This is a genomic window from Paenarthrobacter sp. NPDC089714 (assembly GCF_044748905.1).
Taxonomy (GTDB): domain Bacteria; phylum Actinomycetota; class Actinomycetes; order Actinomycetales; family Micrococcaceae; genus Arthrobacter.
In genome coordinates this window covers 654844-677269 of sequence record NZ_JBIVGX010000001.1, presented here as the reverse complement: position 1 = coordinate 677269, position 22426 = coordinate 654844, and the positions used below count along the sequence as shown (strand labels likewise).

Genomic DNA, 22426 nt, shown 5'->3' with positions numbered 1-22426 from the left:
TGAACATGGCAATTGCTGGCAATCTCACACTGGTCATTTCCGCCCGTATCGGCGACGGCGAACCGTCCGACATTGGCGAAATCGAGTTGCCTGTCGTGAGCGAGAAGATCCATACAGTCGGCAACGTCTCCATCACCGCACGTGTCCGCGTCGATGAAGCTGAACTGGCCGACCGCCTCAAAGACTTCGCCACTGCAGTGGGTGATGAGCTGACCGGGGCCGGACGCCCGAAGCCAAAGGTTGGGCCGCCCATCCAGGACGTCATTGCTTGGGCGGCGGGTGGATCGCGCATCGGCGTTTTCGCCTTCGACCGCGAGGCCGCGCAGGAACTGGTCGAAAGCTTCCTTGAAGCCCTAGGCGATGACGTTGAGGTCAAAAGGGTCAGTAAGGTCAACGGCAGGGCCGGGATCGACTTCCGCGGCGGAGGATTCATCCGGTTCCTGGCGACCCGGGGAACTCGGAACAACTACAGCTTTGACCGCATCTACATACCCGCCAGCGTGAACCACAGCGAAATGGAAGCGCTCGCGCCTCTCGTCCTGACAAGCAAAGAACCGGCAGTCGTCGGCTACTTCTAAATGCACGACCGTCAAGCCTTACAAGCAGCACACAAGAGCGGCGAATCCATCCGAGGGATAAGCCGGGACCGCGGGGCGTCGCGGAACGCCGTACGCCGAGCGCTGCGCCCGGGGGCCAGGGACAGCTACTATCGGCCCTCGGCATCCGAGGACGCCGAACCGGCCGTACGGGACGTTCTGGCCGACTACCCGGCAATGAGCGTCTCCGACATCGCCCTGCTGATCGACTGGCGGAAGTCCCGACGGCAACTGTCAGACCTGGTGGCCCGGCTGCGTCCCCGGACCGTCTCCGAATGGCCCGCCATTGAGGCCCGCCCGTTGCACTCGATCACCATCGGTCGCCTGGCCACAAAGCCGCTCGACGTCGGCAAGATGAAGATCGGGGAGTTGAACCTATGACCAAACGCAAACCATCCGACGCCCTTGAGCCGGTCGAGGCCCCCGACCACCTGCCCAAACCCGTTGCGGACGTGTGGCGCGAAATCGTCGCCAGCAATGACCTCGTGGGAAAGGTTGACCGGGTCGCACTGGAAACCTACTGCACCCTCACCGCCCGCCTACGCGAAGCCCGTGGCCGGATCGAAGACGAAGGCATGGTTGTCACCGACACCCGGGGCAAGGTCATCCCTCACCCCGCGCTCGCCGTTGAGCGATCCACGGCCGAGCAGATCCGAGTGTGGGGCGACCGGTTCGCCCCTCTCGTGAAGCCGACCAGGAAGAGCGGCTACATCTCCGACGCGACCGCCCGGACCATCACCGAGGCCAAGCACCTGCACGGGGCGCGCTTCGCTGGCCCCGTGGCTGCGCTGAAGACGCTGGCGTGGATGATCGACGAAGCCCAGCGGGACAGCATGGAAGCCCTTCAGAAGGCCATGACCACGACCGTTCCCCAATATCTGAAAGCCTGCGCCGAGCTGCAGGTAACACCGGCCTCGATCCCGGGTGTCGGAGTTCCTGTCCCTGCACCAGCTGAGGACGAAAAGCCGGCCAAAGAATCCAAGCCGGGGGTAGCCAGTGTCTCAGACCTCCAAGATCGCGCCAGGGCACGCCGCTCCGGTTAGTGGACCGAACGCGGTAGACCCGGGCGACTACTACCGCCAGATCTGCCACGTTCCTGAACCGGATCAGTCCGGGGCTAAGCGCAAGAAGATCTACGGGTACGCCGAACCGCGTATCTGCACCCCTCCGCTGCGGGCACTGACCCCGGAAACGACACTTGGCTATGACGTCATCGACTTCGCCCGGGACGTCCTGGGCGTGGATCTGTACCCGTGGCAGAAGGTGCTGCTGTGCCGGATGCTGGAACTGCTCCCGGATGGTTCTTTGAGGTTCCGCACGGCGGTCGTCCTGATCGCCCGCCAGAACGGCAAGAGCACGCTGTCACAGGTGCTGGCGCTGTGGTTCATGATCGTCTGGGGCTGGCCCCTGGTCATGGGTACTGCGCAGGATCTCGAAACCGCTGAGGAAGTCTGGCAGGGCGCTGTAGACCTCGTGGAAGAGGACGAGGAACTATCCAAGCTCCTCAAGCGCGTCGTGAAGGTTAACGGCAAAAAGGCCCTTGAGCTGAAGGCAGGCAGCCGGTACAAGGTCAAGGCAGCCAACCGTCGCGCTGGCCGCGGCTTCACCGGCAACCTGATCATGCTTGACGAGCTGCGTGAGCATCAGAACTGGGAAGCTTGGGGCGCGATCACCAAGACGACCATGGCGCAAGCCGAGGCCCTGATTCTTGCCCTGTCCAACGCCGGCGATATGACCTCGATCGTCCTGAAGTACCTGCGGAAGATGGCCCACGAGGCCATCGGGGATCCGGACGGCATCTGTGAGGAAATCGGAGCTGCAGGGCCGACGGCGCTCGACGTCGCTGATCTGGTTGAGGGCGATCTTGACGACATCGACGATGACGAGCTGGCCGAGTTCGAACAGGACGAAGACACCCTGGGTCTGTGGGAATGGTCCATGGCCCCGGGAACAGACAAGCGTGACCGTCAAGGCTGGGCACAGGCCAATCCCTCGCTGAACTGGAACCCGGGCTTCACCGAGCGCACCATCGCAGCGGCCTGCCGCACTGACCCCGAATGGGTCTTCCGCACCGAGGTCGGTTGTCAATGGTCAGAAGGCACCCTACTGGGGCCGTTCCCCCCGGGGGCGTGGGACAAGGGCAAAAACGAGCTGGTCAAACTCGACGACGGCACCGTAACAGTCGCCGAGGAGGACCGGATCATCCCGGGCTCACCTGTCTGGGCGGGCGTGGATCAATCCCATGACAGGTCCATGACCTACATCGCCTTTGGCGGCTTCAGGGCAGACGGAAAGTACCAGGTCGAAATAGTGACCGCCCGGCCCGGCTCGGACTGGGTCAAGGAATGGCTTATGGACGACAAGCGCCAGGGCAGGATCAAGGCGGTTGCCGGTCAGTCCAGAGGCGCACCGATCTCCCCGCTGATGGAGGATCTCGACGCTGACGAAGAATTCACCATCCCGGTTGTCGAGTGGTCCGGAAGCGACCTCACAAGCGGCTGGGCCGATGTCTTTGACGCTGTGCGTGATGGGACCGTGAGGCATAACCCGCAGCCACCCCTGGACACGGCGGCCGCCGTAGCCGTTCTGAAGATTTTCAGCGGCGGCGCTGCCCTGCCGGACCGCAACGCGTCCCCGGCGGAGATCGCCCCGCTTATGGCCTTCATCGCAGCCAAGTGGCTGATGAGCCGCCGGGTGATCGAACCGCCGCCTCCGCCGCCGCCACCAGCTGCGGTGACGACCGAGGAATCCACCTACGTCGAAGACAACGTGGCCCACATGGGCTTTTGATGAAAGGAGTACGCCTTGGTGAAGTGGTTCAAATCGGCAAGCTCGCGCAAGAACAAAGCCGAACCCGTCACAGCGGCTCCCGTCACGGAAGTTGGCTACGCTACGACAGCCAGTGAGTGGTGGTCTGATCTTGACGTCGAGGAAACGCCGGAACTGCGGTGGCCTCACAACGTCGAGGTTTACGACCGGATGCGCCGCCAAGACGCCCAGATCACCTCCGTTCTGCGGGCCATGACCTTGCCCATCCGCCGCACCAAATGGCGGATCGACCCGAACGGCTGCCGCCCCGAGGTCGCACAAAGGGTTGCCGACGATCTTGGACTTCCCCTGGTCGGAGCCGAGAACAGTCCGGTGATCCGGACCCGTGACCGGTTCTCCTGGTCCGAGCATCTGAGGCTCGCCCTGCTGATGCTCCCCTTCGGCCACTCGGTCTTCGAGCAGCAGTACCGCATCGACGAAGCCGGCCAAGCCCGACTTCGGAAGCTGGCATGGCGCCCACCCAAGACGCTTTCCCGCATCGACGTGGCACCGGATGGCGGATTGGTGGCCATCCATCAGCACAACGCCAAAGAGCCGATGGGCGTGGAGCGGCTGGTTGTTTACGTCAACGACCGGGAGGGCGGCAACTGGCTCGGCCAGTCCATCCTGCGGCCCGCGTACAAGAACTGGCTGCTGAAGGATCGGGCGCTGCGCGTTCAGGCCCAGACGCTGGACCGGCAAGGCATGGGCGTCCCGTTCTATAAGGCGTCCAAGCTCCCGGATTCAGTAACGGGGGAAGACCGGGTTGCGCGGGAGAACAAGGAAATCGAAGCGGGCCTGAAACTCGCCAAGGGCATCCGCTCCGGCGACAACTCCGGCGGCGCTGCACCAAACGGGGCCGATCTGGAACTGAAAGGCGTCACCGGCACCTTGCCGGATGCTGACGTACCGATCCGCTATTACGACGAACAGATCGCCCGGGCCGTCCTCGCGCACTTCCTGAACCTCGGCACCGAGACAGGTTCCTGGGCGCTGGGATCGACCTTCGCGGACTTCTTCACTCTCTCGCTGCAGACCCTAGCGATGCAGATCGCCGACACCGCCACCCAGCACATCATCGAAGACATCGTGGACGTCAACTGGGGAGCCAACGAACCAGCCCCCAAGTTGGTCTTCGAAGAAATCGGCTCCCGGCACGCGCCCACGGCCGAGGCGATAAAGATGCTCATCGACTGCGGGGCGATCAAAGCAGACCAGAAGCTGGACGACTTCCTGCGCACGGTCTATGGCCTGCCCGGCTTCGATGAAGCCACCGCACGGGAACCACTCCCCCGAACCGCAACGGAGACAACATGACACTTCAAATGCTCAAGCCCTCCGCAGCGTCAGGGCCCTGGTACCGGATGGAAGCCTCTACCGAGACCGACACGGCGGACCTCTACATCTACGAGATGATCGACAGCTGGTGGGGCGTGAGCGCGTCCCGGTTCGTCCGCGAACTGTCCGAACTGGACGTCTCCACGATCAACCTCTACGTCAACTCCCCCGGCGGTTCGGTCTATGACGGCGTCGCCATCATGAACGCCCTCCGCCGGCACAAGGCCACCGTCGTGGCCACCGTGGACGGGCTGGCAGCCTCCGCTGCCTCGTTCATCATCCAGGCCGCCGACGAGGTGGTCATGGGCCAAGGATCCGAGCTGATGATCCACGAGGCCTGGTCATTCGCCTACGGCAACGCCGAAACGCTGCAGAAAGTCGCCGGAGACCTTGACCGGATCTCCGGAACCATCGCCGAGATCTACGCCGAACGAGCGGGCGGCACCGAAGACGAATGGCGCGAGGCCATGAAAGCAGAGACCTGGTACACGGCCGATGAAGCCGTTACCGCCGGGCTCGCTGACCGCGTCGCCAAAATCGCCAAGAAACCCGAGACCGAGGACGCAAGCAACCGCTTCGACCTCTCCATCTTTGCCCACGCCGGACGCCAAAACGCGCCGGCACCGGCAGTCAACAGCCACCGCGAACGCCGCCCCCAGCTCAGCCTGGTCAACGGCTCAGCGCTCGCAGCGGCGGCCCACATGGTCGAGAAGACCATCCAGAAACCTCCGGCCGAGCCGAAGGACACCATCACCCCCGAAGAGAAAGGAACCGGCACTATGTCGGCAAAACTGAACCAGGGGCTTCGTGAACGGCTCGGCATCCGGGCTGACACGGAACTCGACGAAGACCAGCTGCTCGAAGCCTTGGATGAGGCACTCGAAGAGCAGGAGGCCGAAGAGGCCCCAGCAACCGCAGCAGCCGCCCACGCGCCCGGAACGGTCGTACTGGACGCAGCCCAGTATCAGGAGCTGCGCAACGCCGCTGACGATGGCCGTCTGGCCCGTCAGCAGCAGCTGGCGGACGAACGCAACGCGCTCGTCAACGCCGCCGTGCAGGACGGCCGCATCCCCCCGGCCCGCCGTGATCACTGGCTCAACTCCATTGAGGCGGATCCGGGCATGGCTGACACCCTCGCCTCCCTTGAACCGGGTCTGGTCCCGGTAAACACGGTGGGCTACACGGGCGGCGTGGAGGACTCCACGGACGAAGCCCGCGCTTACGACCACATCTTCCCGAAGGAGTCCTGATTATGGGTCAGTACCTGCCCCTGTTCCGCCCCGGCCAGACCGTGACCTTCGGGGTCACTACCGCCGTCACCGGCGGTCACCCGGTCGAGGTCGGCGCGTCTGACCGTTCGGTGGCTCCTGCGGGAGCTGCCTCCACCAAGGTCATCGGCGTCGCCGGTCATGACGCCGCCGTCGGCGACAAGGTAACCGTCGAGATCAACAAGACGGTCCACCTGCTCACGGCTTCCGGGGCCGTCACCCGCGGCCAGCGGCTGGAAGTAGCCGGCGCGGGCAAGGTCCGCACCTTGGCCGCCGGCACGGCGTACTACATCGCGCTCACATCGGCCGCTGACGGCGCTGCCGTTGAGGCTCTCGAACTCTAGAAGGGACGGTAGCTAGATGAGGACTTACCCCCTCACCCCAAGCCAGGTATCGCAGGCGACTGCGACCGAGCTGATCGCATTCACTCAGAGCCCCACGCAGCTGGCCCGCCGGCTTGGTGAAATCCTGACGGCTCAGCAGTTCCTCGGGCTGTTCCTCCTGCAGGGACGATACGACATCCAAGGCGGGGCCATCGCGGTTCCGGTGAACGAGAAGATCCGCACCGACCGTGGCGCAGAAAAGGTCGCCCCGGGTGCTGAGTACAAGCTCACGCCGCTGAGCGCCGAGCAGTACGAAATCTACACTGCCCAGAAGGACGGCATTGCCACCGAAATCACCGATGAGGAAATTGGTCGCAGCCTGCGCCGCCCCATCGATGAGGCCATGCTGTTCCTGCAGACGGAGCTGGTCTTCAGTGCCAATGAGCTGGCTCTCGGCGTCATCATGTCTGCCATCACCCAGACGCTCACCGCGGGAGCGGCTTGGACGAACGGCAAGCAGATCCTCAAAGACGCTTTGCGTGTCCAGGCTGCTGCCCGCCGGCTGAAGCTGGGATATGCCCTGGACACCGTGGTGTTGAACGGGGAACAGCACGCTGAGGTTATCCCTGAGTTGCTGGACGTCCTGCCTGACAACGACAACACCGCAGTCACGGGCGCCTTCCCCACCATCGGGGGCCTGACTTGGGTTGCCAGTGATGACGACGAGTTCTCCGATCCGCTCTTTGTTGACCGCCGCCGCCTCGGCGGCATTGGCCGGGAGAAGATCCCCTCCCCCGAGTACCGCCCGGTGGGCGGTGACACGGGCGTGGAGATCGCGTCCTTCCGTGAGAAGTCGGACAAGACCCGCATCCAGGCACGCAACCCGCATGTGCCTGTCGTAGCGAACCCGCTCGCCGGGTTCCACTTGACCGGAACGGGGGCCTAAGCAATGGCTGAAATCAAGGCAACCTATAAGGCCAAGGCCCCGGTGGTGAAAGTGTCTGTCGGCCCCGCTGACGGCAACCGGATCGCACGCTTCGTGGACCGCGGGGACATCATCCCCGACGGCGTCGATCAGGACCTCTTGGACAAGCTCGAGGAGCTCGGCCGCATCGAAAGGGTCAAGCCCGCACCCGCGGAAGAGTCGGAAGCCGCCAAGGCGGCCGCCGCGAAAGCTGCAGCCGAGGCGAAGGCCACCGCCGATGCCAAGGCAGCTGCAGATGCGAAGGCCGCGGCCGACGCGAAAGTCGCCGCTGACGCGAAAGCCGCAGCGGACGCCAAGACCGCTGCCGGCAAGACAGCAGCAACCAAGTAGAGGGGGTGGGCGTCATGGCCGAGGATCTGGCTGAGCTTGAGACGCTGGAACAGGCGTGGCGCCCACTCACCGCTGCGGAACGGCCCCGGGCAGAGTATTACCTGGGCATGGCCTCGCGGGCCATCCGACGGCGCTGGCAGGACGTTGACCAGCGCATCACCAACCCCGACGACCGACTGACCGCTGAGGATGTCTCCGATGTCGTGGTGCAGATGGTGCTCAGCGCTGTAGACGGCCCACCCGTCCGAGGCGCAAAGTCCTTCTCAGAATCCGTCGGCCCGATGTCGCGCTCAGCGACGCTGCAAGCCGGCAGCACAAACCCCGCGAACATCGAAGACTGGATGGTGGAAGTCATAGAAGGGCGACGAACCGCCCTTCCACAATTCCACGCTCCACCATCAGGCAGGTACGAGAACCTCTTCGAATGGCCGGAAGGCAGAGACTGATGTTCCCCCTACCGAACGGCGAAACCGTCCAACGAGAGCGTGCGGCGCTCGCCGAAGATCCCTTCTCGGGAGAACAAACCGTTCGCGAATGGTCAGACCCAGCCACCATTGACCTCGTCGGTGTCGCCATCGCCCCGTCTAGCAGCAATGAATCACTGGCCTCGGATCGAAACACGGTCACGACATCGATGAGCCTCTACGGACCGCCAGGAATCGACGTACTTCCTTTCGATCGCATCCGCGCCCGCTCGGGCTTATGGGAGGTCGAAGGTGAAGTCGCCGATTGGAAGAACGCTCTGACGGGCTGGAATCCAGGTGTGGAGTTCCGTGTAAAGAAGGTGGTGGGCTGATGGCAGGTGTGGAGTACAACGACGCCTTCTTTGAACGGTTGGGCAAGTCTGCCGAGGTCACTGACCTTTGTTCCGATGTCGCTAACGAGGTCGCCTCGACGGCACGAGCAACCGCTCCTAGAAACACGAACGATTATGCCGACGGCATCAGCGTTGAAGTTGTGGAGCGGGGCCGCCGCAATGTCGCGTTGGTGGTAGCCAAGGATTCGAAGTCCTTGCTTATTGAATCCAAAACCGGGAACCTCGCCAGGGCTTTGAATCAGGTGAAAAGGGGTGGGTAGCCGGGTCCTGTTCAGCGACTTGGAGCTGTACCTGACCGCCCGGATCCGCGCAGAGCTGGCCACCATCGGCGCCCCGATCACTCAAAACGTGTTTGTCAGCAACCAGTTCCCTAACCCTGCCCGGCCAAAGACTGTGGTTGTCCGGGACGACAGCGGCCCAACCACATCCATCATCACCAAGGAACCCAGTGTCGGAATCACCGTGCTGGCCGGTGATGACCCCACGCAAGGCCAGCAGGCCGCCGAGCTGGCCAATCTGGTCTTCATGATCGTGGCCAACTGCGCAGGGCCTGAGCCCGGCAACCCAGTCGCCAGGGTCATCAACGCCACCGGCCCCTACAAAGTGACTGAGGAATCTGGGCAGCCCCGCCGGTACATGACTTTCGACCTGTCCGTTGTGGGAGACCCCTACCCCTAAGCACTACCCAAACCAATCAACCAGCCATTCACGCCTGTGGATGGTTTTTCTATTTGGAGGCAAATAATGGCTGCTGATGAACTCGGCAACGATGTTTCTGCCGTTGGTGTACCGGTAACCGGTCACATCGGCTTCGCACCAGACGGCACTGTTGGGCCGACGCCGGCGGCGGGCGCGTCCCGCTCCTTCGTCCTTGACCCGGACTACAAAGTTCCCGGTCTTCTCACGGAGGACGGCGGTTTCGAGTGGACCCTGGAGCCGGATGGCGATCCCATCGTGTTCTGGCAGGACGGCTACTCCCTGCCTACCGGTATCGCCACCGCTGAGCTGGTCCTGAAGCTGGCCCAGACGGACGAGATTGTCCGTTCCATCACCCGCGGCAAGACCGCCGACGAGAACGGCTACATGACCGTCGACGCCGGCGGACACGCCGTGCAGTACTCGGTGTTCACGGAGGAAATTTTCAAGAACGGCGTTATCCGCCGCCGCTGGGCTCCGAAGGTCAGTATCAAGACGGTCAAGGAAGACAAGAACGAGCGCGGCAACGTCCTCGGCTACGAAGTCACCCTGACCATCCACCGCTCCCCGCTCGTGAACAACGAACACTTCGGTGAGTGGCTGATCCCGGCCCTGGCATCCGTTACGGCCGCCAGCATCACCGCGGTGAAGGGCACCCCGGACCCTGCTGGAACGGGCGAGCTGGTGACCATCACTGGTACCGGCTTCGCGACCACCACGGCTGTCACCATCGGCGGCACGGCAGTGTCCGACTTCGATGTGGTCTCCAACACCGAGCTGACCGCGGTTCTGCCCGCCGGCGCGGCTGGCGCGGCAAACGTCGTCGTCACGAACTCCGTGGGCGCCTCGGCGGCGTTCCCCTACACCCGCGACTCCTAGTCGCCTCTCTACCTGCGGTCCTGCGCTCCGTGATGGGTGGGCGCAGGACCGCAGCACCAACCCATCACCACCCATCGGATAGTGAGAGCACATCATGACTACCCGCAAAGCAGCAGCTGAGAAGCCCCGCTTCCTCGTGGTCGAGGACAAGCTTGTTTGCCAGACCACTGAGGGCGAAATCTCTCTCCCGCTGCGTTTCAAGACCAAGCTCCTGCGCCAGTTCGGCAGCCTCGATCAGATGGACGCGTTCTTCCTGATAGTGGACGAAATCGGCGGCACCGAAACGGTGGCAACGATCGATGAGCTCGACATCATGGAGACCACCGAAATCATGGTCGAGTTCTTCAAGGTGTTCGAGGACAAGGTGCAGGCCACCATGGGGGAATTGCAGCGCTCCTTGAAGTAATCGAGGAGCACCGCCCCGCACTGACCTACGATTTCCGCCACCGCTTCCACGTCTCCCTGGCTGACGTCGGTGACTCTGTGGGCTACCGCGAAGCAATTGACCTGGTGAACCGGCTCCGCACGGAAATGGGCTCGCACCTGTTCGCGTCCATGAGCGGCTGGTCCTTCGCCATGGACCGGGAGAGCTTCTACGGCGCCTTGCTGCTCACCAAGGTCCACAACGCGCTGTCCTCCAAGGGGGATGCCCCGCTGAGGCTTCCATGGCCGTGGGACGCGCAGGAAACGCCAGAGGCAGAAAAGGTCACCACCGAAGAACGCGAGCAACTGACAGCAGAACTGAAGCAGAGCAGCGCCTTCGGTCAACTACGCACATAGAGGAGGGCTGATGACTTCCGAGGTTGGATCCGGCCAGGTAGCCATCTTCCCTACGTTCCGGGGTTTCCGCAGCAAGACCAACGCGGAAATGTCTGGCGCTGGCCGCGAGGGTGGTAGGAGCTTCAACTCCGCTTTCAACGTCGGCGCCGGCGACCCGGGCCAAGCACTGATCAAGAAGCTCAACGCCCAGGTCGCTTCCGGATCCAAAGCACTCTCCAGTGCCCGCCTCGCTGAGCAGGACGCAGCAGGCAAGGTCCGCGTGGCAGAAGCCGCGCTGGCGGAGGCGCGGGCCAAGGGCGGGGAAACCAGCTCCCGGGCCATCGCCGCCGAGGAGCGCCTCGCCACTGCGCAGCGGAAGCTCGTGGACGCGCAGACCAAAACGAAGCAGTCCACGGACCAGCTGAAGGACGCACAAGCCAAACTGGCTGACGCGACCAACGACGCCGGAGGATCCGGCGAGCAGTCCGCCAACCGGTTCGCCCGCGGCTGGCAGACCCTGAAGCAGCGTCTCTCCTCCACCGTGCGCAGCTCCGTGGATGATGCAGGCAGTGCTGCCAAGTCCTCAGCCGAGGATGCCGGCAAGAAGTCCGGCGGGGCGTTCAGCGCAGGCTTCAAGGGCGCCATGGGTGCCCTCGCTGGCGTGTTCGCCTTCGATACGGTCAAGGACTTCTTCTCCGGTGCTGTGAAGGGCGCTGGCGACCTGGAGCAGTCCGCCGGGGCGATCCAGTCCGTCTTCAAGGGCAACGCCTCGGAGATGCTGAAGTGGTCCACCGAGGCGCAGAACAGCGTGGGCCTGACTCAGAACGAGTTCAACGAACTCGGCACGCTCATTGGTTCTCAGCTCAAAAACGGCGGCACCGCCATGGATGAGCTGGCACCGAAAACCAACCAGCTCATCGGTCTGGGTGCTGACCTTTCCTCAATGTTCGGTGGAACCTCGCGTGAAGCCATCGAGGCACTGTCCTCGGCCCTGAAGGGCGAACGGGACCCCATCGAGCGCTACGGCGTTTCCCTGAACCAAGCCAAGATCGACGCCGAAGCCGCTGCACTGGGCTTCAAGAAGGTCGATGGCGCTTTCGAGAACAACGCCCAGCAAGCGGCCACCCTGTCGCTGATCATGAAGCAGACCGCTGACGCGCAGGGCAACTTCGCCAAGGAGAACGACACGCTCGCCGGGCAGCAGCAGCGCGCGGCCGCCGGGTGGAAGAACATCACCACCTCCATTGGTGGTCTGTTCCTTCCCACGTTGACCAAGGTCTACGGCTTCATCAACACCAGCATCCTGCCCACGATCCAGAACATGGTGAACAGGCTGGGTGACGGCGGCCTGGCCGGTATGTTCCCTAGGCTCAGTGGATTCATCACCGAGTTCACCGGCGGGATCCGGGCCTTCGGGGCTGCCTGGGCGGATAACGACGACAGCATTACCTCCAACGGGTTCCCCGGTTTCATGGAGATGCTGGCCAACGGACTCCGGACGGTCACCGGGCTTCTTGGGCCACTGTTCCAGCAGTTCGGGGCGATCTTCGGTGGCCTTGCACCAACGGTGCTGCAGTTCCTCTCGGCGTTCTCCCCCATTGGGCTGATCTTCGAGGCTCTGCAGCCGGTCCTGCCGCAGATCGTGGCACTGCTCAGCAGCCTAGCCACTGTGGTGGGTGCCATGCTCACGCAGGCCATGGTCCAGCTGACCCCTTTGGTGCAGCAGCTGGTCACCATGCTGGCAGGCAACTTCGTCAGCATGATGCCCTTCGTGACTGATCTGTTCACGCTGTTCCAGACCATCCTGGCGGCCATCGTGCCGGTGGTGATGAGCCTGCTGGCCGCGATCATCCCGCTGGTGTCCACCTTGCTTTCGCAGCTGGCACCGATCTTCATGCAGCTGATCACGGCGATCATGCCCCCGCTGGTCTCGATCATCGGGAACATCGTTTCGGCCATCGCGCCGCTGGTGACAACCCTTGCAAGCCTGCTGATTCCCATCATCCAGGCACTGATGCCCATTGTGGTGACCGTCTTCGGCGTCATCGTGAGCATCATCACCGCGGCAATGCAGATCGTCCAAGGGATCATCGAGGTAGTCACCGGGATCATCTCCGGGAACTGGGCGCAGGTCTGGTCCGGGATCCTGAACATCATCGGTGGGGTCTTCAACCTGATCATCAGCGTCATCTCGGGCGCGATCCAGCTGGTCATCTCCGTGGTCCTGAACGGGCTAAATGCCTTGGTGGGGTTCTTCACCTCGGCCTTCACCGGGATCGTCAATTACGTCGTGACCTCGTGGAACTCCATCATCACCGGCGCCCAAGGGATGCTGGCTGACCTGCTGGGGTTCTTCGGCGGCATCGGTGACTCCGTGCTGAAGGCATTGGGGGATATCGGCGGGCTCCTGCTGGAGTCCGGTAAATCCCTCATCCAAGGCTTCATCGACGGCATCACCGGCGCAGCAGGGGCTATCGGTGACGCAGTGGGCGGCGTGCTCGAAGGGGTGCGGGACTTCTTCCCGTTCTCCCCTGCCAAGCGCGGCCCGTTCTCCGGGCGCGGGTACACCACCCACTCCGGAAAGGCACTGGCCGGGGACTTTGCCGAAGGCATGGTCAGCGAGCAGAACAAGGTGCAGGCCGCCGCGAGCACCATCATGACGGCCGCTAGCCTGACAGGCGAGCCTGCCACGGCGGGAAGTCGCTCCGGAGGCCAGCAATCGGCGTCTGGTGGCGGCTGGGCGGGGAACGGGGCAACGGTCCATGTGACCATGCCGATCCGCGACCAGATGACACCTCAGGCCGTGGCGCGGGCCTTCGATAACCAGCTCAACTACAAACTGAGGAGAGAACGTGTCTGATGAGCTCCTGATCAATATCGGCGGCCTGCAGGTGTTTGGCCGCCCTGATCTTGGGCCGCTGACCGTTGTCAAGGATGGGCTGGACGGGTGGGATGACCGGGTGCCGCTGCGAGGCGATCAGAAAGCGCACCCGCAGGGTCCCGGCTCCTACTCCTTGCCCCGGTATCCGGACTCCCGGCCGGTGACCATCACCGGGAAGATCCTTGCGCAGAGCATCCCGGAGAGAGAGCGTGAAGGCCTTCAGCTCACAGGCCTCGGGGCTGACGGTTCCTTGGTGAGGGTCGAGGTAGCGAAGGGTGGCATGACGCAGTGGGCGGATGCCTACGTTGACGACGTTGACGTGGATCCGATCCATGGGACCACCAAATCTGATTACCACCTCACGCTCTGGTGCCCGGACCCTCGCAAGTACGGGCACACCACGCAGTACGTGGCCACGCAAGCCTCGGCCGCTGCAGGGATCATCAACCGCGGCAACTACCCGGCCACACCGTCCATCCAGGTGCAAGGGACCAGCGCCGCGGGGTACACGCTCAATTTCATGGGCCAGCCCTTCGTCGTGACGCAGCCTTTGTGGTTCGCTTCGCCGCACACCATCGATTACGAGGACGGCCGGCTCAGGATCAACGGTGTGGTGATGCACCACGGCCTGGGCGTAACCAACACGCCTCAGCTCCCCTCGAACGCGGACACCACGCTCTCCGTGGTTCCGGCCAGCCCAGGCGGCGTGGCCACAGCCACGCTTACCCTGACTGACACCTACATCTAGGAGGCCATGTGTCCTGGAAGGTCTACTCCGTCAGCACTTCCACCTGGAAGGACCGGATTGAAGTGCCGGCGGACACCTTCTCCGGCGGCAGGCAGCTGAACGCTACTTCGCAAGGGGCGGCAACGTTCCTAACTAAGAACGCGAAAGTGCGAGAGGTTGTCACTCCGGTGACCATGGCCAAGCTGCGGAGGGCGCTGGTCGTTGAGTGGGCTGGTGTCCCGGTGTACGCAGGGCTGATCGTTGACACCAACCGGGACCTGTTCACCGGCGTACTGGAAGTCCAGCTGGCCGATATCTGGTGGATCTGGAAAGCCAGGCACGTGCTCGCGATGCACGGCGCCGGCGTGGAGAAGCTGCCGCCGCTGGTCTTCACGGGCCATCTGGCCACCATCGCCAAGAAAGCGATCCAAGAGGGCATGGACGCGGCCCCGCTGGCCCGCTACGATCTGCCCATTATCTGGGAGGCGGACCTGCCCGGCCCTGACGTCCGCGAATACTATGGGTACAACTTCCCAACAGTCGCTGATGTCCTGGATGAGCTGATCAAAACTGACGGTGGCCCGGACCTGGACTTCCCGCCGCAATGGGGCCCCGATTTCGGGTTCCAGTGGGCCATGCGATCCGGAAACTTGGTCAGCGGTTACTGGGAATGGGACGCCACCACCCGCAAAACCGATGTCATCGGCATCAAAGAATCCGGATCCGGCGCCAACGTCGCTAACAAGGTGATCGGCACCGGGGAGGGCAGCGGCGAAGACATCCTCGTGAAAGCGGAAGAGTCTTTCGCGACGTCGGACTTTCCAGCCTTGGAGCGGGTTGAGTCATATTCGGGCATCAAAAACCGTGACCAGCTCGCGGCCAGGGCGAGGGCTGATGTCGAGGCAGGGAACGAACCAACCGAGCAGCTCAGCCTTAGCATCCGCCCAGACGGGGCCGTCGCAGTCTCTGACTTGCTACTGGGGGGAACCGTGCGCGTAAACCTCGCAGACGCCTTCTACGTTCCTAACGGCTGGAGCGACTGGCGGCTGCTCGGGTTCACGTTTACGCGGGAAAGCGTGGACCTTCAACTACAACAGCAGGGAGGCTGACGTGACGCAGGTCCGGAATCTGGAGAATGACCCTGTCATCCAGAGGCTTGTGCAGCGGATCCGGCAGCTTGAATTCGCCTCGAACCAGAACAACATGGCTATCGGGCGCTCCGGGCTCCGCGTCCACAGCGGCGGCGTGATCACCATCGAGAACGGTGGATTGGTTGTCACAGGCACTGCCGAGGTAATCGGCCGACTGATCGCTTCCGGTCTGGTCACCTTCATCGGTGACGTCGTTATCTCCGGCCCGCTGGACGTTTCCGGGACAGTGGATGTCTCAGGCGTAATGACAGTCCTGAATGACCTCGAAATAGCATCCGGCGGCCTTTTCAAGGCCGGCAACATCGAACTCCGGCCTGACGGCTCGGCAAAGTTCGGAACGATGGAAATCGACCCAGACGGGAAAATCACCAGCGGTTCGGCAACAATCAACCCGGACGGATCGGCAACATTCGGGTTGTTCACCATCTCCTCCGAAGGTGATTTGGAATCGGACGGAAGCCTGGACATCAACGGCCCCGCCAATCTCAACAACGATCTGACCGTAGCCGAGGGAAAGGTCATTAGGCTCGGCGGTTTGACACTGGAAAACACCGGGGCGGGCGGCGGGACCCTGAACTTTCCGAATGGTTCAGTGTCCTCGACGTCATTGCTTGGCATGCTTTTGGCCAGCTCAGTTCGCATCGAACTGGCGGCGCCCACAATCAAGTTGGATGGGCTGCCGGACAAGACCGGTGTTACGTCGAACGTCTATATCGACGGCAGTGGGCGACTCTGGCGGGTTACTTAGCGGACGGTGTTGTATTCCGTGCGGAGCTCCCGGCTTGCAAAGGATGCCACTGCCGCTGTGTTGTCCTTGGCGATGTTTATCGGGCGACACGACAGATTAATACACCAAGCCCCGCGCTCCGGGGCTTTTTTCATGCCTAGGAGGCCTCTATGGCAACAGTGAACGGGAACATCAAGGACATCCTGGGTGCGAGCTTTTCAGGGAAGTTTCCTCAGCTGATCTTCACGCTGAATGCCCCGCAGATGAAAGAAAACGGGGTCATTTTCCCGCAGGAGCCAGTCATCATCACGCCTGCGGCCAGCGGCTTATGGACAGGTGACTTGGCATCCACTGTGGACATGCTCGGTGACGCTTGGTACACGCTCCAGATCCGTTGGGTGAAGTCGGTTGTCCCCCGGACCTTCGGTGGGTTCAACTTCCCCGACTGGCAAGTGCAGGTCCCTCTCACCGGCGGTGCCCTATCGGACCTCCTCGGCCGCCCGCCGAAGAACACCCGCATGGTCTATGTCTCTCTCACTCCCCCGGACAGTCCGCGGCCTTTCACGCTGTGGCTCAAAGACGATCCGAGCGACCCGGCTAACCCGCTCAATACCGGGAATCTCTACGAATGGAGTAAGTCCTAATGGCTACTTGGAAATGGTCGCTGATCGCGAACATTCGCGGGTCCCAGGGCGTGCAGGGCCCTCCGGGTGACGCATCGTCCTGGAAGGCCAACACGCCATATCTGGCTGGGCAGACCGTCATCTCCCCCAACGGTGATGTTGTGGCTGCGAAAGTCGGCTTCACCTCGGGCGCCACCTACGACATCGCCAACTGGAACATCGTCAACAGGCCACTAACTGTTCCCAATGGCACGGACTGGAACACCGTCGTTGATATGCGGCAGTACCGGGTGGACAGCTTCACGAACGCTGCCACGATGACCAACCTGCCGCCAGTACCGGCTAACCCCGGCTTCGCCGGCATCATCGATGTGATGCCCGTCGCCCCTGGCCGAGTCGCTCAGGTAGCCATCGAGTACGCGACGGCAAACCCTGGCCGCATGTGGTCCCGTATCCAGAACGTCAACGGGTCCTTCACCGCGTGGGAAACGACAGCCGCCCAAAGCTCGGTGATCGCCAGCGGGCAGGACCTGAACACCCTCTCGCCCGGCAAGCACCGTACCGAGACGTCTATCATCGCCACAAGCACCCTGAACAACCCAGGAGTTGTGAACCCGTTCGATATCGACGTCCGCCGGATCTCGGTAGCTAACGGCGTAACGGTTCAGGTGCTGACCGAGTGGAGCGCGACAGGCCCGATCATCTCGCGGCGCATCAGCCTCAGCAACACCTTTCAACAGTGGTCGACAGACGCGCCGGTGACACCGTCCCGGACGGTTTACGATGCGTGGGGCGACTCACTGACTGAAGGCGGCGGCGTCGGAGGTTCCTGGCTGGCTTCGGAGGCATGGCCCGCCCGCGCCGGCACGGTCCTGACAGGCACGACGGTGAACAACCGTGGTCGCTCTGGAGATACCACCGATGAGGTGTTGATTCGCATGGGAGTGCACCAGCTCTACTTCACCGTGAATGGTGGCAGCATCCCGGCGTCCGGGGCCGTGTCCGTGGTGACGAAGTTCAAGTCCTTCATCCCGCGGGATCGCTCCTACGCAGGTTCTTTGGCCGGGGTCCCGGGCACGCTGGCCTTCACGTTCTCGACCAAGACCTGGACATTCACGCGCACCAACTCCGGAACCGCTTTGGCCGTTGCCGGTTCCACTCAGTTCATCAGCGGCCAGAACCTCGTGAAGACCACCCCGTTTACATTTTGGGCGGCCCGCAACGACTGGGATTTCGTCGTAACCGGACTGGAAGGCGTCACCGCGGACCACATCATCGCGAACCACCGCAAGGTGCTCGACTACTTGCCCGCCGGTGAGAAGCGCGTCCTGTTCTTCGGCCCGACACTGAACCTCAACGAGAAGACCGGCACCGTCGGCTACAACCGAATCTGGGACCTCATCACGATGATGAAACTGCTGTTCCCCGGCAACTTCTATTCGGTGATGGAGTACCTGATCGGTCCAGCCCTCACGGATGCGGGAATCACCCCGACAGCGGCAGACACTGCGGCGATCGCGAACAAGGAAGCACCGCCCTCGGTCTTCCTTCCGGGAGACACCACCCACTTCCGCAAGGAAATCGCGGATGCGATCGGTCGGTTCTTCGCCGCGCCGCTCATCACTGCCAAGGGCTTCGTGAACTAGCAGATGACAGGACGGAAACACGTGTGGAGCCAGCGCTCATCACCGCCATCGTCGGAGGCCTCGCGGTCTGCGGCGGCGGCGTCTGGAGACTCATCGACCGGGCAGACAAGAAACGCGAAAAGCGGGAGGTCGCAGTGGAAGCACTCCTGACAGCCCGAATCGCGGAACTCCTGAAGAGGGTCAAAGCTCTCTCCCGGTACAACTCCCGAATCAAGGCGGCCGCTGGCAAGTGGCGGGAACAGTTGATCGCCAACGACATCCAACCGGATCCCGCCGAATGGCCAGAGGATGAACATGACGACACAGAGTGACGAGCAGCTTGCCGCGGCACAGAGAGCTGCCGCAAGGTCCCGGAAGTCAGATAAGCGCTGGAAGCTCTGGCTTGCGTTCAGCGTCCTACTTCTCCTCGCCGTCGTGGCTGTGGCTGGATGGTTGGCGTTCGACAACCACCGCCTGGCTGTGGTTAATGCCCAGTACGGCGCGGAACAGGCGCAGGAGAAGCAGAACCTGGCGCAGGCGGCAACGGATGCGCTGTGCAAGTCAGCGGACCAGACTGCCGCGGCGAGCGAGACCTGCCGCAACTTGGAGAAGGCCGCCACCGAACCTACCCAGGGACCGCAGGGAATCCAAGGTATTCAGGGCGTCCCAGGCCCGCAAGGCATCCAGGGGCCGCAAGGCGAAGCCGGGCCAAAGGGCGAGAAGGGTGACGTCGGGACCACCGGACCGGATGGGGCTGCGGGCGCGAACGGCGTAGACGGGGCCAACTCCACAGTTCCAGGACCGGCCGGGCCACAAGGCGAACAAGGCCCCATAGGTCCAGCAGGACCCGCCGGTTCTGCTGGCGCGAACGGAACCAATGGTGTGGACGGCAAGGACGGGGCTCCGCCGTCGTCGTTCACCTTCACCGATCAGGACGGCCGGCAACAGACCTGCACGCCGAACCCACCCGGATCCACTACATATACGTGCGCCGCCACGTCTGCGCCGAAGACCGGAGGTACCTCATGACCCTCATCCTTGCTCGGCCCAGCCGCGGGCCTGTCACTCAGTATTACGGCAACCCCCAACCAGACGGCTATCCCCACGCTGGACAGGACTACGGATACACCGACGGCGTAAACGTCTACCCCGAGGTCTACGCAGCAGCAGACGGCATCGTGCTTTACGCAGGGGATAGCCGAAATCTGGGTTGGCCAAACCAGTGGTACCTAAATCCGGACTTCAATCGAAACGACAACGTCGATTCCAGCGCCGGCAACGTAATCATCATCGGGCACAAGGCAGGCGGCGCCACGTTCATCGCTGACACCGGATACGGACACCTTGCGTCCTTCAAGGTCAAGACCGGCGATGCGGTCAGGGCCGGGCAGCAAATCGCCATCAAGGGAAACACTGGATATTCATTTGGAAGGCATCTGCACTTCTTCCTGATGTTCCGGCCCTACAACTACGCAACCGTCACTTACGGCTGCAGTGACCCCAACCCATATATGAAAGGCGGGGCCGCGCTCGGACCTGCCGGCACCATCAACCGAAACCAGGAAGAGGACGACATGTACACCGACACAGACCGCGCCCGGGACAATCTCACCGCCGAGCGAGTGAATTACCTCTGGGACACCGTTGGACCCGGCAAGTCCGGCTACAAGCCCGAAGGAGAACTGGCTGGTGACATCCGCGCTGGGCGTCGAGCAGCAGAAGCAGCTTTGGACAGTGTGACTCCCGGGGAGTTTGAAAAGCGGCCCGCCGGCGCCACCATCCAAGCCATGGTGGCCATTGCCGCGAACTCCCAAGGCAAGACCGTGGGAGAGATCGTTGACGGCGTAGCCGAGAAGCTGGCAGACGGCGTCGAGTTCACCCTCCAGACCAAGCAGGAAGGCTAGTCATGGCTGATCACGCATTGTCCACTCAGGAGCGTAATCCGCGCTCCGCAGTCCTTCGCACCTTCTTCGCAGTTGTCGCGCTGGTGCCGCTGCTCAACGGCGTGCTCTTGGCGACTGTCGAAGCACTGAAGCCCTATGAGGTGTACCTGCCCTCCTGGGTGTTTCCGGCGCTCAACGGCATCCTCGTGGCCATCGCGGCACTTACGGCGCTGGTGACACGAGTCCTCGCCGTGCCCGGTGTTAACGACTGGCTCCGCAAGTACCTGCCGATACTCGCCCCCGAGGACAATCGGTAAGCAAAAGGCCCCATCTCCTTATGGAGGTGGGGCCCTTTTGTCGTTTGCTGGTGCGGCTCAGGTCTCCGGTCGGAACTCCCATGCGCTGACATTCAGTTCGTCTTCCGGCATGTCGTGGATCAGCCGATCCGCTTCGGACTCCACTTCTGAGCGCTCAGATTCTGGCTGTGACGTAGTCATCCACTCAGACTAGCAGCATCGCTGTTGACGCCTGTTCTATCGGTGGCAACCTGGGTCACGAGTGGCATGATGCCAGGTACTCGTTGGTAGCATGGCCACCGAGTAGACCCTTCAAGCATAGGCGACAAGTATGTCGAATAAGATCGCGGCCGCTATGGACGCAACCCTCACACTTTCTGACGTTTCTCGTGACCTTGAGTTCTCTTCTAGAGAGCGGGTTATCACGGCTGAGACAACGCGTGGTCTTGGCATAGAGGCCTTCGGGCATTTTGCGGCGGCACCAACGAAGCTCCTCTGCTTCTTGCCGTCGGCCCAGAGGAAAGACGCCCCTCCACAAGCGCCGTTTTATCCGCGTTGGTCCTGGGCGGCGGGCTTCCCGGGCTGGGACGTCCTCTCACTGAGTGACCCTATGTTGAACTCCGCCCCGGAACTAGCCGCCTCTTGGTTCGCCAGTTCAGAAGAGGACATCGTGTCCGAACTCGCGGCATTCATTAGGGAGTTCTGCGATCGACGCGGCATCTCGGTCGCGGATGTTGTTCTTTATGGCAGTTCGATGGGCGGGTTTGGCGCTTTGATGGTTGCGGCTGAACTCAAGGTTGCACGGGCCGTTGCAGAGGTTCCGCAGCTGGACCTCCTGCTGTATCCGGACAAGGACGCCTTGGTGGATGTAGAGAAAATGGCCCTTCATGGGCGATCTCTGACTAGCCTCGCCGAAGAACATCCGGAACGAACCAATGTCTACGAGCGGATGGTGTCAACTGGCGCATTACCCCCATTGACGATCGTTACCAACCGGGGAGATAGCGCCTTCCAGGAAACGTTGGAGTTTGTGGATCGAGTGCAGTCCCTTGCGGACCACTCTGATTCTGTTGGTTCCGTTTCGCTTCATCTGACGTCGCGGAACGAAGGCCACAGTGTTCAGCCGACTCCTTTCATGGTTCAGTTTCTGAAATCTACCGCAGAGATACCTGCACCTGCGACGACCTACTTCCCTCCCGTTGAGGGCGAAGCGCGTCGCTTGGCTTTCCCAGACTGGCACGTCGAAGATGGCGATTCCTGGGGTGAGCGCGAGCTGAGTGAGTCCGTTACATGGGTCAAGTGGAGCGGAGGAAGTGAACTCCGAATAGCATTTGATGTCCAGAACTCTGCCGCCGCGAGCACAAAGGGCATGGTCTTCAGCGTCGCGGCTAAGGGATCAAGTCATGAATCCCTCACTCAGCAGGGACTCCACTTCTCGCCCTACCGCGGCATCGGATACTTCAAGTACGTTGAGTTGCCCGCAGGTACCTCTACGCAGAGCATCAGTGTTCGGCTGGAATCGGGAGCCTCGATTGAGGCCATCGGGCTTGGTTCATGGGATGTGAAGCGCCCTCTGGTCCGGGATCTTCGGGCTTCATAGAGGGGATTTTCCAATCAAGGGCACCATTCTGTGCCTGATGTATCGGCTGGCCGCCCGGATGTACCTAATGCCACACCGGCGGCCGGCCATGAAGGCGCCACAGGGACTTGTCAA

General features: G+C 62.5%; 28 protein-coding genes. 27 read left to right on the top strand and 1 reads right to left on the bottom strand.

Annotated elements, in window-relative coordinates:
• Positions 1–5 precede the first annotated feature (5 nt).
• The 26 genes from ACIPY3_RS03235 to ACIPY3_RS03110 all read left to right on the top strand — a co-directional run bounded on the left by ACIPY3_RS03235 (position 6) and on the right by ACIPY3_RS03110 (position 20733).
• Positions 6–578 carry a hypothetical protein gene (locus ACIPY3_RS03235; RefSeq protein WP_400330028.1) on the top strand — a complete coding sequence of 191 codons (573 nt, stop codon included), beginning with the start codon at positions 6–8 and terminating at the stop codon, positions 576–578.
• Positions 579–977, top strand: a complete 399-nt coding sequence (locus tag ACIPY3_RS03230; RefSeq protein ID WP_400330025.1) for a hypothetical protein — start codon at positions 579–581, stop codon at positions 975–977.
• Positions 974–1639 (top strand): P27 family phage terminase small subunit, encoded by a 666-nt coding sequence (locus ACIPY3_RS03225; protein WP_400330022.1) that lies wholly within the window; start codon positions 974–976, stop codon positions 1637–1639. The genes ACIPY3_RS03230 and ACIPY3_RS03225 overlap by 4 nt, the downstream gene beginning before the upstream one ends.
• Positions 1593–3386 (top strand): terminase large subunit domain-containing protein, encoded by a 1794-nt coding sequence (locus tag ACIPY3_RS03220; RefSeq protein ID WP_400330019.1) that lies wholly within the window; start codon positions 1593–1595, stop codon positions 3384–3386. The genes ACIPY3_RS03225 and ACIPY3_RS03220 overlap by 47 nt, the downstream gene beginning before the upstream one ends.
• Before the next feature lie 18 nt (positions 3387–3404).
• Positions 3405–4721: a hypothetical protein gene (locus tag ACIPY3_RS03215; RefSeq protein ID WP_400330016.1), complete on the top strand. Its 1317-nt coding sequence runs from the start codon at positions 3405–3407 to the stop codon at positions 4719–4721.
• The gene (locus tag ACIPY3_RS03210) at positions 4718–5992 is read left to right on the top strand and encodes a head maturation protease, ClpP-related (protein WP_400330013.1); all 1275 of its coding nucleotides are present in this window, start codon (positions 4718–4720) and stop codon (positions 5990–5992) included. Before ACIPY3_RS03215 ends, ACIPY3_RS03210 begins: the two co-directional genes overlap by 4 nt.
• A gap of 2 nt (positions 5993–5994) precedes the next feature.
• A complete protein-coding gene (locus ACIPY3_RS03205) occupies positions 5995–6354 on the top strand; it encodes a capsid cement protein (RefSeq protein WP_400330010.1) in 360 nt (119 codons plus the stop codon).
• Positions 6355–6370: 16 nt separating this feature from the next.
• Positions 6371–7279, top strand: coding sequence for a hypothetical protein (locus ACIPY3_RS03200; RefSeq protein ID WP_400330008.1), 909 nt, complete (start codon positions 6371–6373; stop codon positions 7277–7279).
• Positions 7280–7282: 3 nt separating this feature from the next.
• Positions 7283–7648, top strand: a complete 366-nt coding sequence (locus ACIPY3_RS03195) for a hypothetical protein (RefSeq protein ID WP_400330005.1) — start codon at positions 7283–7285, stop codon at positions 7646–7648.
• 14 nt (positions 7649–7662) lie between these two features.
• On the top strand, positions 7663–8094 hold the full coding sequence (locus ACIPY3_RS03190) for a Gp19/Gp15/Gp42 family protein (protein ID WP_400330002.1): 432 nt from the start codon (positions 7663–7665) through the stop codon (positions 8092–8094).
• Positions 8094–8444, top strand: coding sequence for a hypothetical protein (locus ACIPY3_RS03185; protein WP_400330000.1), 351 nt, complete (start codon positions 8094–8096; stop codon positions 8442–8444). The genes ACIPY3_RS03190 and ACIPY3_RS03185 overlap by 1 nt, the downstream gene beginning before the upstream one ends.
• On the top strand, positions 8444–8725 hold the full coding sequence (locus ACIPY3_RS03180; protein ID WP_400329997.1) for an HK97 gp10 family phage protein: 282 nt from the start codon (positions 8444–8446) through the stop codon (positions 8723–8725). The genes ACIPY3_RS03185 and ACIPY3_RS03180 overlap by 1 nt, the downstream gene beginning before the upstream one ends.
• A complete protein-coding gene (locus ACIPY3_RS03175) occupies positions 8718–9143 on the top strand; it encodes a hypothetical protein (protein ID WP_400329994.1) in 426 nt (141 codons plus the stop codon). Before ACIPY3_RS03180 ends, ACIPY3_RS03175 begins: the two co-directional genes overlap by 8 nt.
• Positions 9144–9209: 66 nt before the next feature.
• Positions 9210–10040: an IPT/TIG domain-containing protein gene (locus ACIPY3_RS03170; protein WP_400329991.1), complete on the top strand. Its 831-nt coding sequence runs from the start codon at positions 9210–9212 to the stop codon at positions 10038–10040.
• Positions 10041–10134: 94 nt separating this feature from the next.
• Positions 10135–10446, top strand: coding sequence for a hypothetical protein (locus tag ACIPY3_RS03165; RefSeq protein ID WP_400329988.1), 312 nt, complete (start codon positions 10135–10137; stop codon positions 10444–10446).
• A 77-nt stretch (positions 10447–10523) separates the two neighbouring features.
• Positions 10524–10820 (top strand): hypothetical protein, encoded by a 297-nt coding sequence (locus ACIPY3_RS03160; RefSeq protein ID WP_400329985.1) that lies wholly within the window; start codon positions 10524–10526, stop codon positions 10818–10820.
• A gap of 10 nt (positions 10821–10830) precedes the next feature.
• Entirely contained in the window at positions 10831–13659 is a 2829-nt protein-coding gene (locus ACIPY3_RS03155; protein ID WP_400329982.1) for a hypothetical protein, read from the top strand.
• A complete protein-coding gene (locus tag ACIPY3_RS03150) occupies positions 13652–14428 on the top strand; it encodes a hypothetical protein (protein WP_400329980.1) in 777 nt (258 codons plus the stop codon). The genes ACIPY3_RS03155 and ACIPY3_RS03150 overlap by 8 nt, the downstream gene beginning before the upstream one ends.
• Before the next feature lie 8 nt (positions 14429–14436).
• Positions 14437–15516, top strand: coding sequence for a hypothetical protein (locus ACIPY3_RS03145; protein ID WP_400329978.1), 1080 nt, complete (start codon positions 14437–14439; stop codon positions 15514–15516).
• Between the two features lies 1 nt (position 15517).
• The gene (locus ACIPY3_RS03140) at positions 15518–16306 is read left to right on the top strand and encodes a hypothetical protein (RefSeq protein WP_400329975.1); all 789 of its coding nucleotides are present in this window, start codon (positions 15518–15520) and stop codon (positions 16304–16306) included.
• A gap of 149 nt (positions 16307–16455) precedes the next feature.
• On the top strand, positions 16456–16929 hold the full coding sequence (locus tag ACIPY3_RS03135) for a hypothetical protein (protein ID WP_400329972.1): 474 nt from the start codon (positions 16456–16458) through the stop codon (positions 16927–16929).
• Entirely contained in the window at positions 16929–18554 is a 1626-nt protein-coding gene (locus ACIPY3_RS03130; protein ID WP_400329969.1) for a hypothetical protein, read from the top strand. Before ACIPY3_RS03135 ends, ACIPY3_RS03130 begins: the two co-directional genes overlap by 1 nt.
• A 23-nt stretch (positions 18555–18577) precedes the next feature.
• The gene (locus ACIPY3_RS03125; protein ID WP_400329967.1) at positions 18578–18865 is read left to right on the top strand and encodes a hypothetical protein; all 288 of its coding nucleotides are present in this window, start codon (positions 18578–18580) and stop codon (positions 18863–18865) included.
• Positions 18849–19562: a hypothetical protein gene (locus ACIPY3_RS03120; RefSeq protein WP_400329964.1), complete on the top strand. Its 714-nt coding sequence runs from the start codon at positions 18849–18851 to the stop codon at positions 19560–19562. Before ACIPY3_RS03125 ends, ACIPY3_RS03120 begins: the two co-directional genes overlap by 17 nt.
• Positions 19559–20437: a M23 family metallopeptidase gene (locus tag ACIPY3_RS03115; RefSeq protein WP_400329961.1), complete on the top strand. Its 879-nt coding sequence runs from the start codon at positions 19559–19561 to the stop codon at positions 20435–20437. The genes ACIPY3_RS03120 and ACIPY3_RS03115 overlap by 4 nt, the downstream gene beginning before the upstream one ends.
• Before the next feature lie 2 nt (positions 20438–20439).
• The gene (locus ACIPY3_RS03110) at positions 20440–20733 is read left to right on the top strand and encodes a hypothetical protein (RefSeq protein ID WP_400329958.1); all 294 of its coding nucleotides are present in this window, start codon (positions 20440–20442) and stop codon (positions 20731–20733) included.
• A 57-nt stretch (positions 20734–20790) separates the two neighbouring features.
• On the opposite strand, the gene ACIPY3_RS03105 is transcribed toward ACIPY3_RS03110, so the two are convergent.
• A complete protein-coding gene (locus ACIPY3_RS03105) occupies positions 20791–20913 on the bottom strand; it encodes a hypothetical protein (protein WP_400329955.1) in 123 nt (40 codons plus the stop codon).
• 130 nt (positions 20914–21043) lie between these two features.
• Here ACIPY3_RS03105 and ACIPY3_RS03100 point away from each other — a divergent pair, with 130 nt between their 5' ends.
• The gene (locus ACIPY3_RS03100) at positions 21044–22312 is read left to right on the top strand and encodes a hypothetical protein (RefSeq protein WP_400329952.1); all 1269 of its coding nucleotides are present in this window, start codon (positions 21044–21046) and stop codon (positions 22310–22312) included.
• The last annotated feature ends 114 nt before the right edge of the window (positions 22313–22426 follow it).

Excerpts from the sequence above, each read along its gene's own strand:
- ACIPY3_RS03115 (WP_400329961.1), top strand. The coding sequence starts at position 19,559 with ATGACCCTCATCCTTGCTCGGCCCAGCCGCGGGCCTGTCACTCAGTAT.
- ACIPY3_RS03165 (WP_400329988.1), top strand. The coding sequence starts at position 10,135 with ATGACTACCCGCAAAGCAGCAGCTGAGAAGCCCCGCTTCCTCGTGGTC.
- ACIPY3_RS03210 (WP_400330013.1), top strand. The coding sequence starts at position 4,718 with ATGACACTTCAAATGCTCAAGCCCTCCGCAGCGTCAGGGCCCTGGTAC.
- ACIPY3_RS03205 (WP_400330010.1), top strand. The coding sequence starts at position 5,995 with ATGGGTCAGTACCTGCCCCTGTTCCGCCCCGGCCAGACCGTGACCTTC.
- ACIPY3_RS03195 (WP_400330005.1), top strand. The coding sequence starts at position 7,283 with ATGGCTGAAATCAAGGCAACCTATAAGGCCAAGGCCCCGGTGGTGAAA.
- ACIPY3_RS03135 (WP_400329972.1), top strand. The coding sequence starts at position 16,456 with ATGGCAACAGTGAACGGGAACATCAAGGACATCCTGGGTGCGAGCTTT.
- ACIPY3_RS03185 (WP_400330000.1), top strand. The coding sequence starts at position 8,094 with ATGTTCCCCCTACCGAACGGCGAAACCGTCCAACGAGAGCGTGCGGCG.
- ACIPY3_RS03190 (WP_400330002.1), top strand. The coding sequence starts at position 7,663 with ATGGCCGAGGATCTGGCTGAGCTTGAGACGCTGGAACAGGCGTGGCGC.
- ACIPY3_RS03155 (WP_400329982.1), top strand. The coding sequence starts at position 10,831 with ATGACTTCCGAGGTTGGATCCGGCCAGGTAGCCATCTTCCCTACGTTC.
- ACIPY3_RS03130 (WP_400329969.1), top strand. The coding sequence starts at position 16,929 with ATGGCTACTTGGAAATGGTCGCTGATCGCGAACATTCGCGGGTCCCAG.
- ACIPY3_RS03105 (WP_400329955.1), bottom strand. The coding sequence starts at position 20,913 with ATGACTACGTCACAGCCAGAATCTGAGCGCTCAGAAGTGGAGTCCGAA.
- ACIPY3_RS03120 (WP_400329964.1), top strand. The coding sequence starts at position 18,849 with ATGACGACACAGAGTGACGAGCAGCTTGCCGCGGCACAGAGAGCTGCC.
- ACIPY3_RS03170 (WP_400329991.1), top strand. The coding sequence starts at position 9,210 with ATGGCTGCTGATGAACTCGGCAACGATGTTTCTGCCGTTGGTGTACCG.
- ACIPY3_RS03110 (WP_400329958.1), top strand. The coding sequence starts at position 20,440 with ATGGCTGATCACGCATTGTCCACTCAGGAGCGTAATCCGCGCTCCGCA.
- ACIPY3_RS03200 (WP_400330008.1), top strand. The coding sequence starts at position 6,371 with ATGAGGACTTACCCCCTCACCCCAAGCCAGGTATCGCAGGCGACTGCG.
- ACIPY3_RS03230 (WP_400330025.1), top strand. The coding sequence starts at position 579 with ATGCACGACCGTCAAGCCTTACAAGCAGCACACAAGAGCGGCGAATCC.
- ACIPY3_RS03235 (WP_400330028.1), top strand. The coding sequence starts at position 6 with ATGGCAATTGCTGGCAATCTCACACTGGTCATTTCCGCCCGTATCGGC.
- ACIPY3_RS03180 (WP_400329997.1), top strand. The coding sequence starts at position 8,444 with ATGGCAGGTGTGGAGTACAACGACGCCTTCTTTGAACGGTTGGGCAAG.
- ACIPY3_RS03100 (WP_400329952.1), top strand. The coding sequence starts at position 21,044 with ATGTCGAATAAGATCGCGGCCGCTATGGACGCAACCCTCACACTTTCT.
- ACIPY3_RS03225 (WP_400330022.1), top strand. The coding sequence starts at position 974 with ATGACCAAACGCAAACCATCCGACGCCCTTGAGCCGGTCGAGGCCCCC.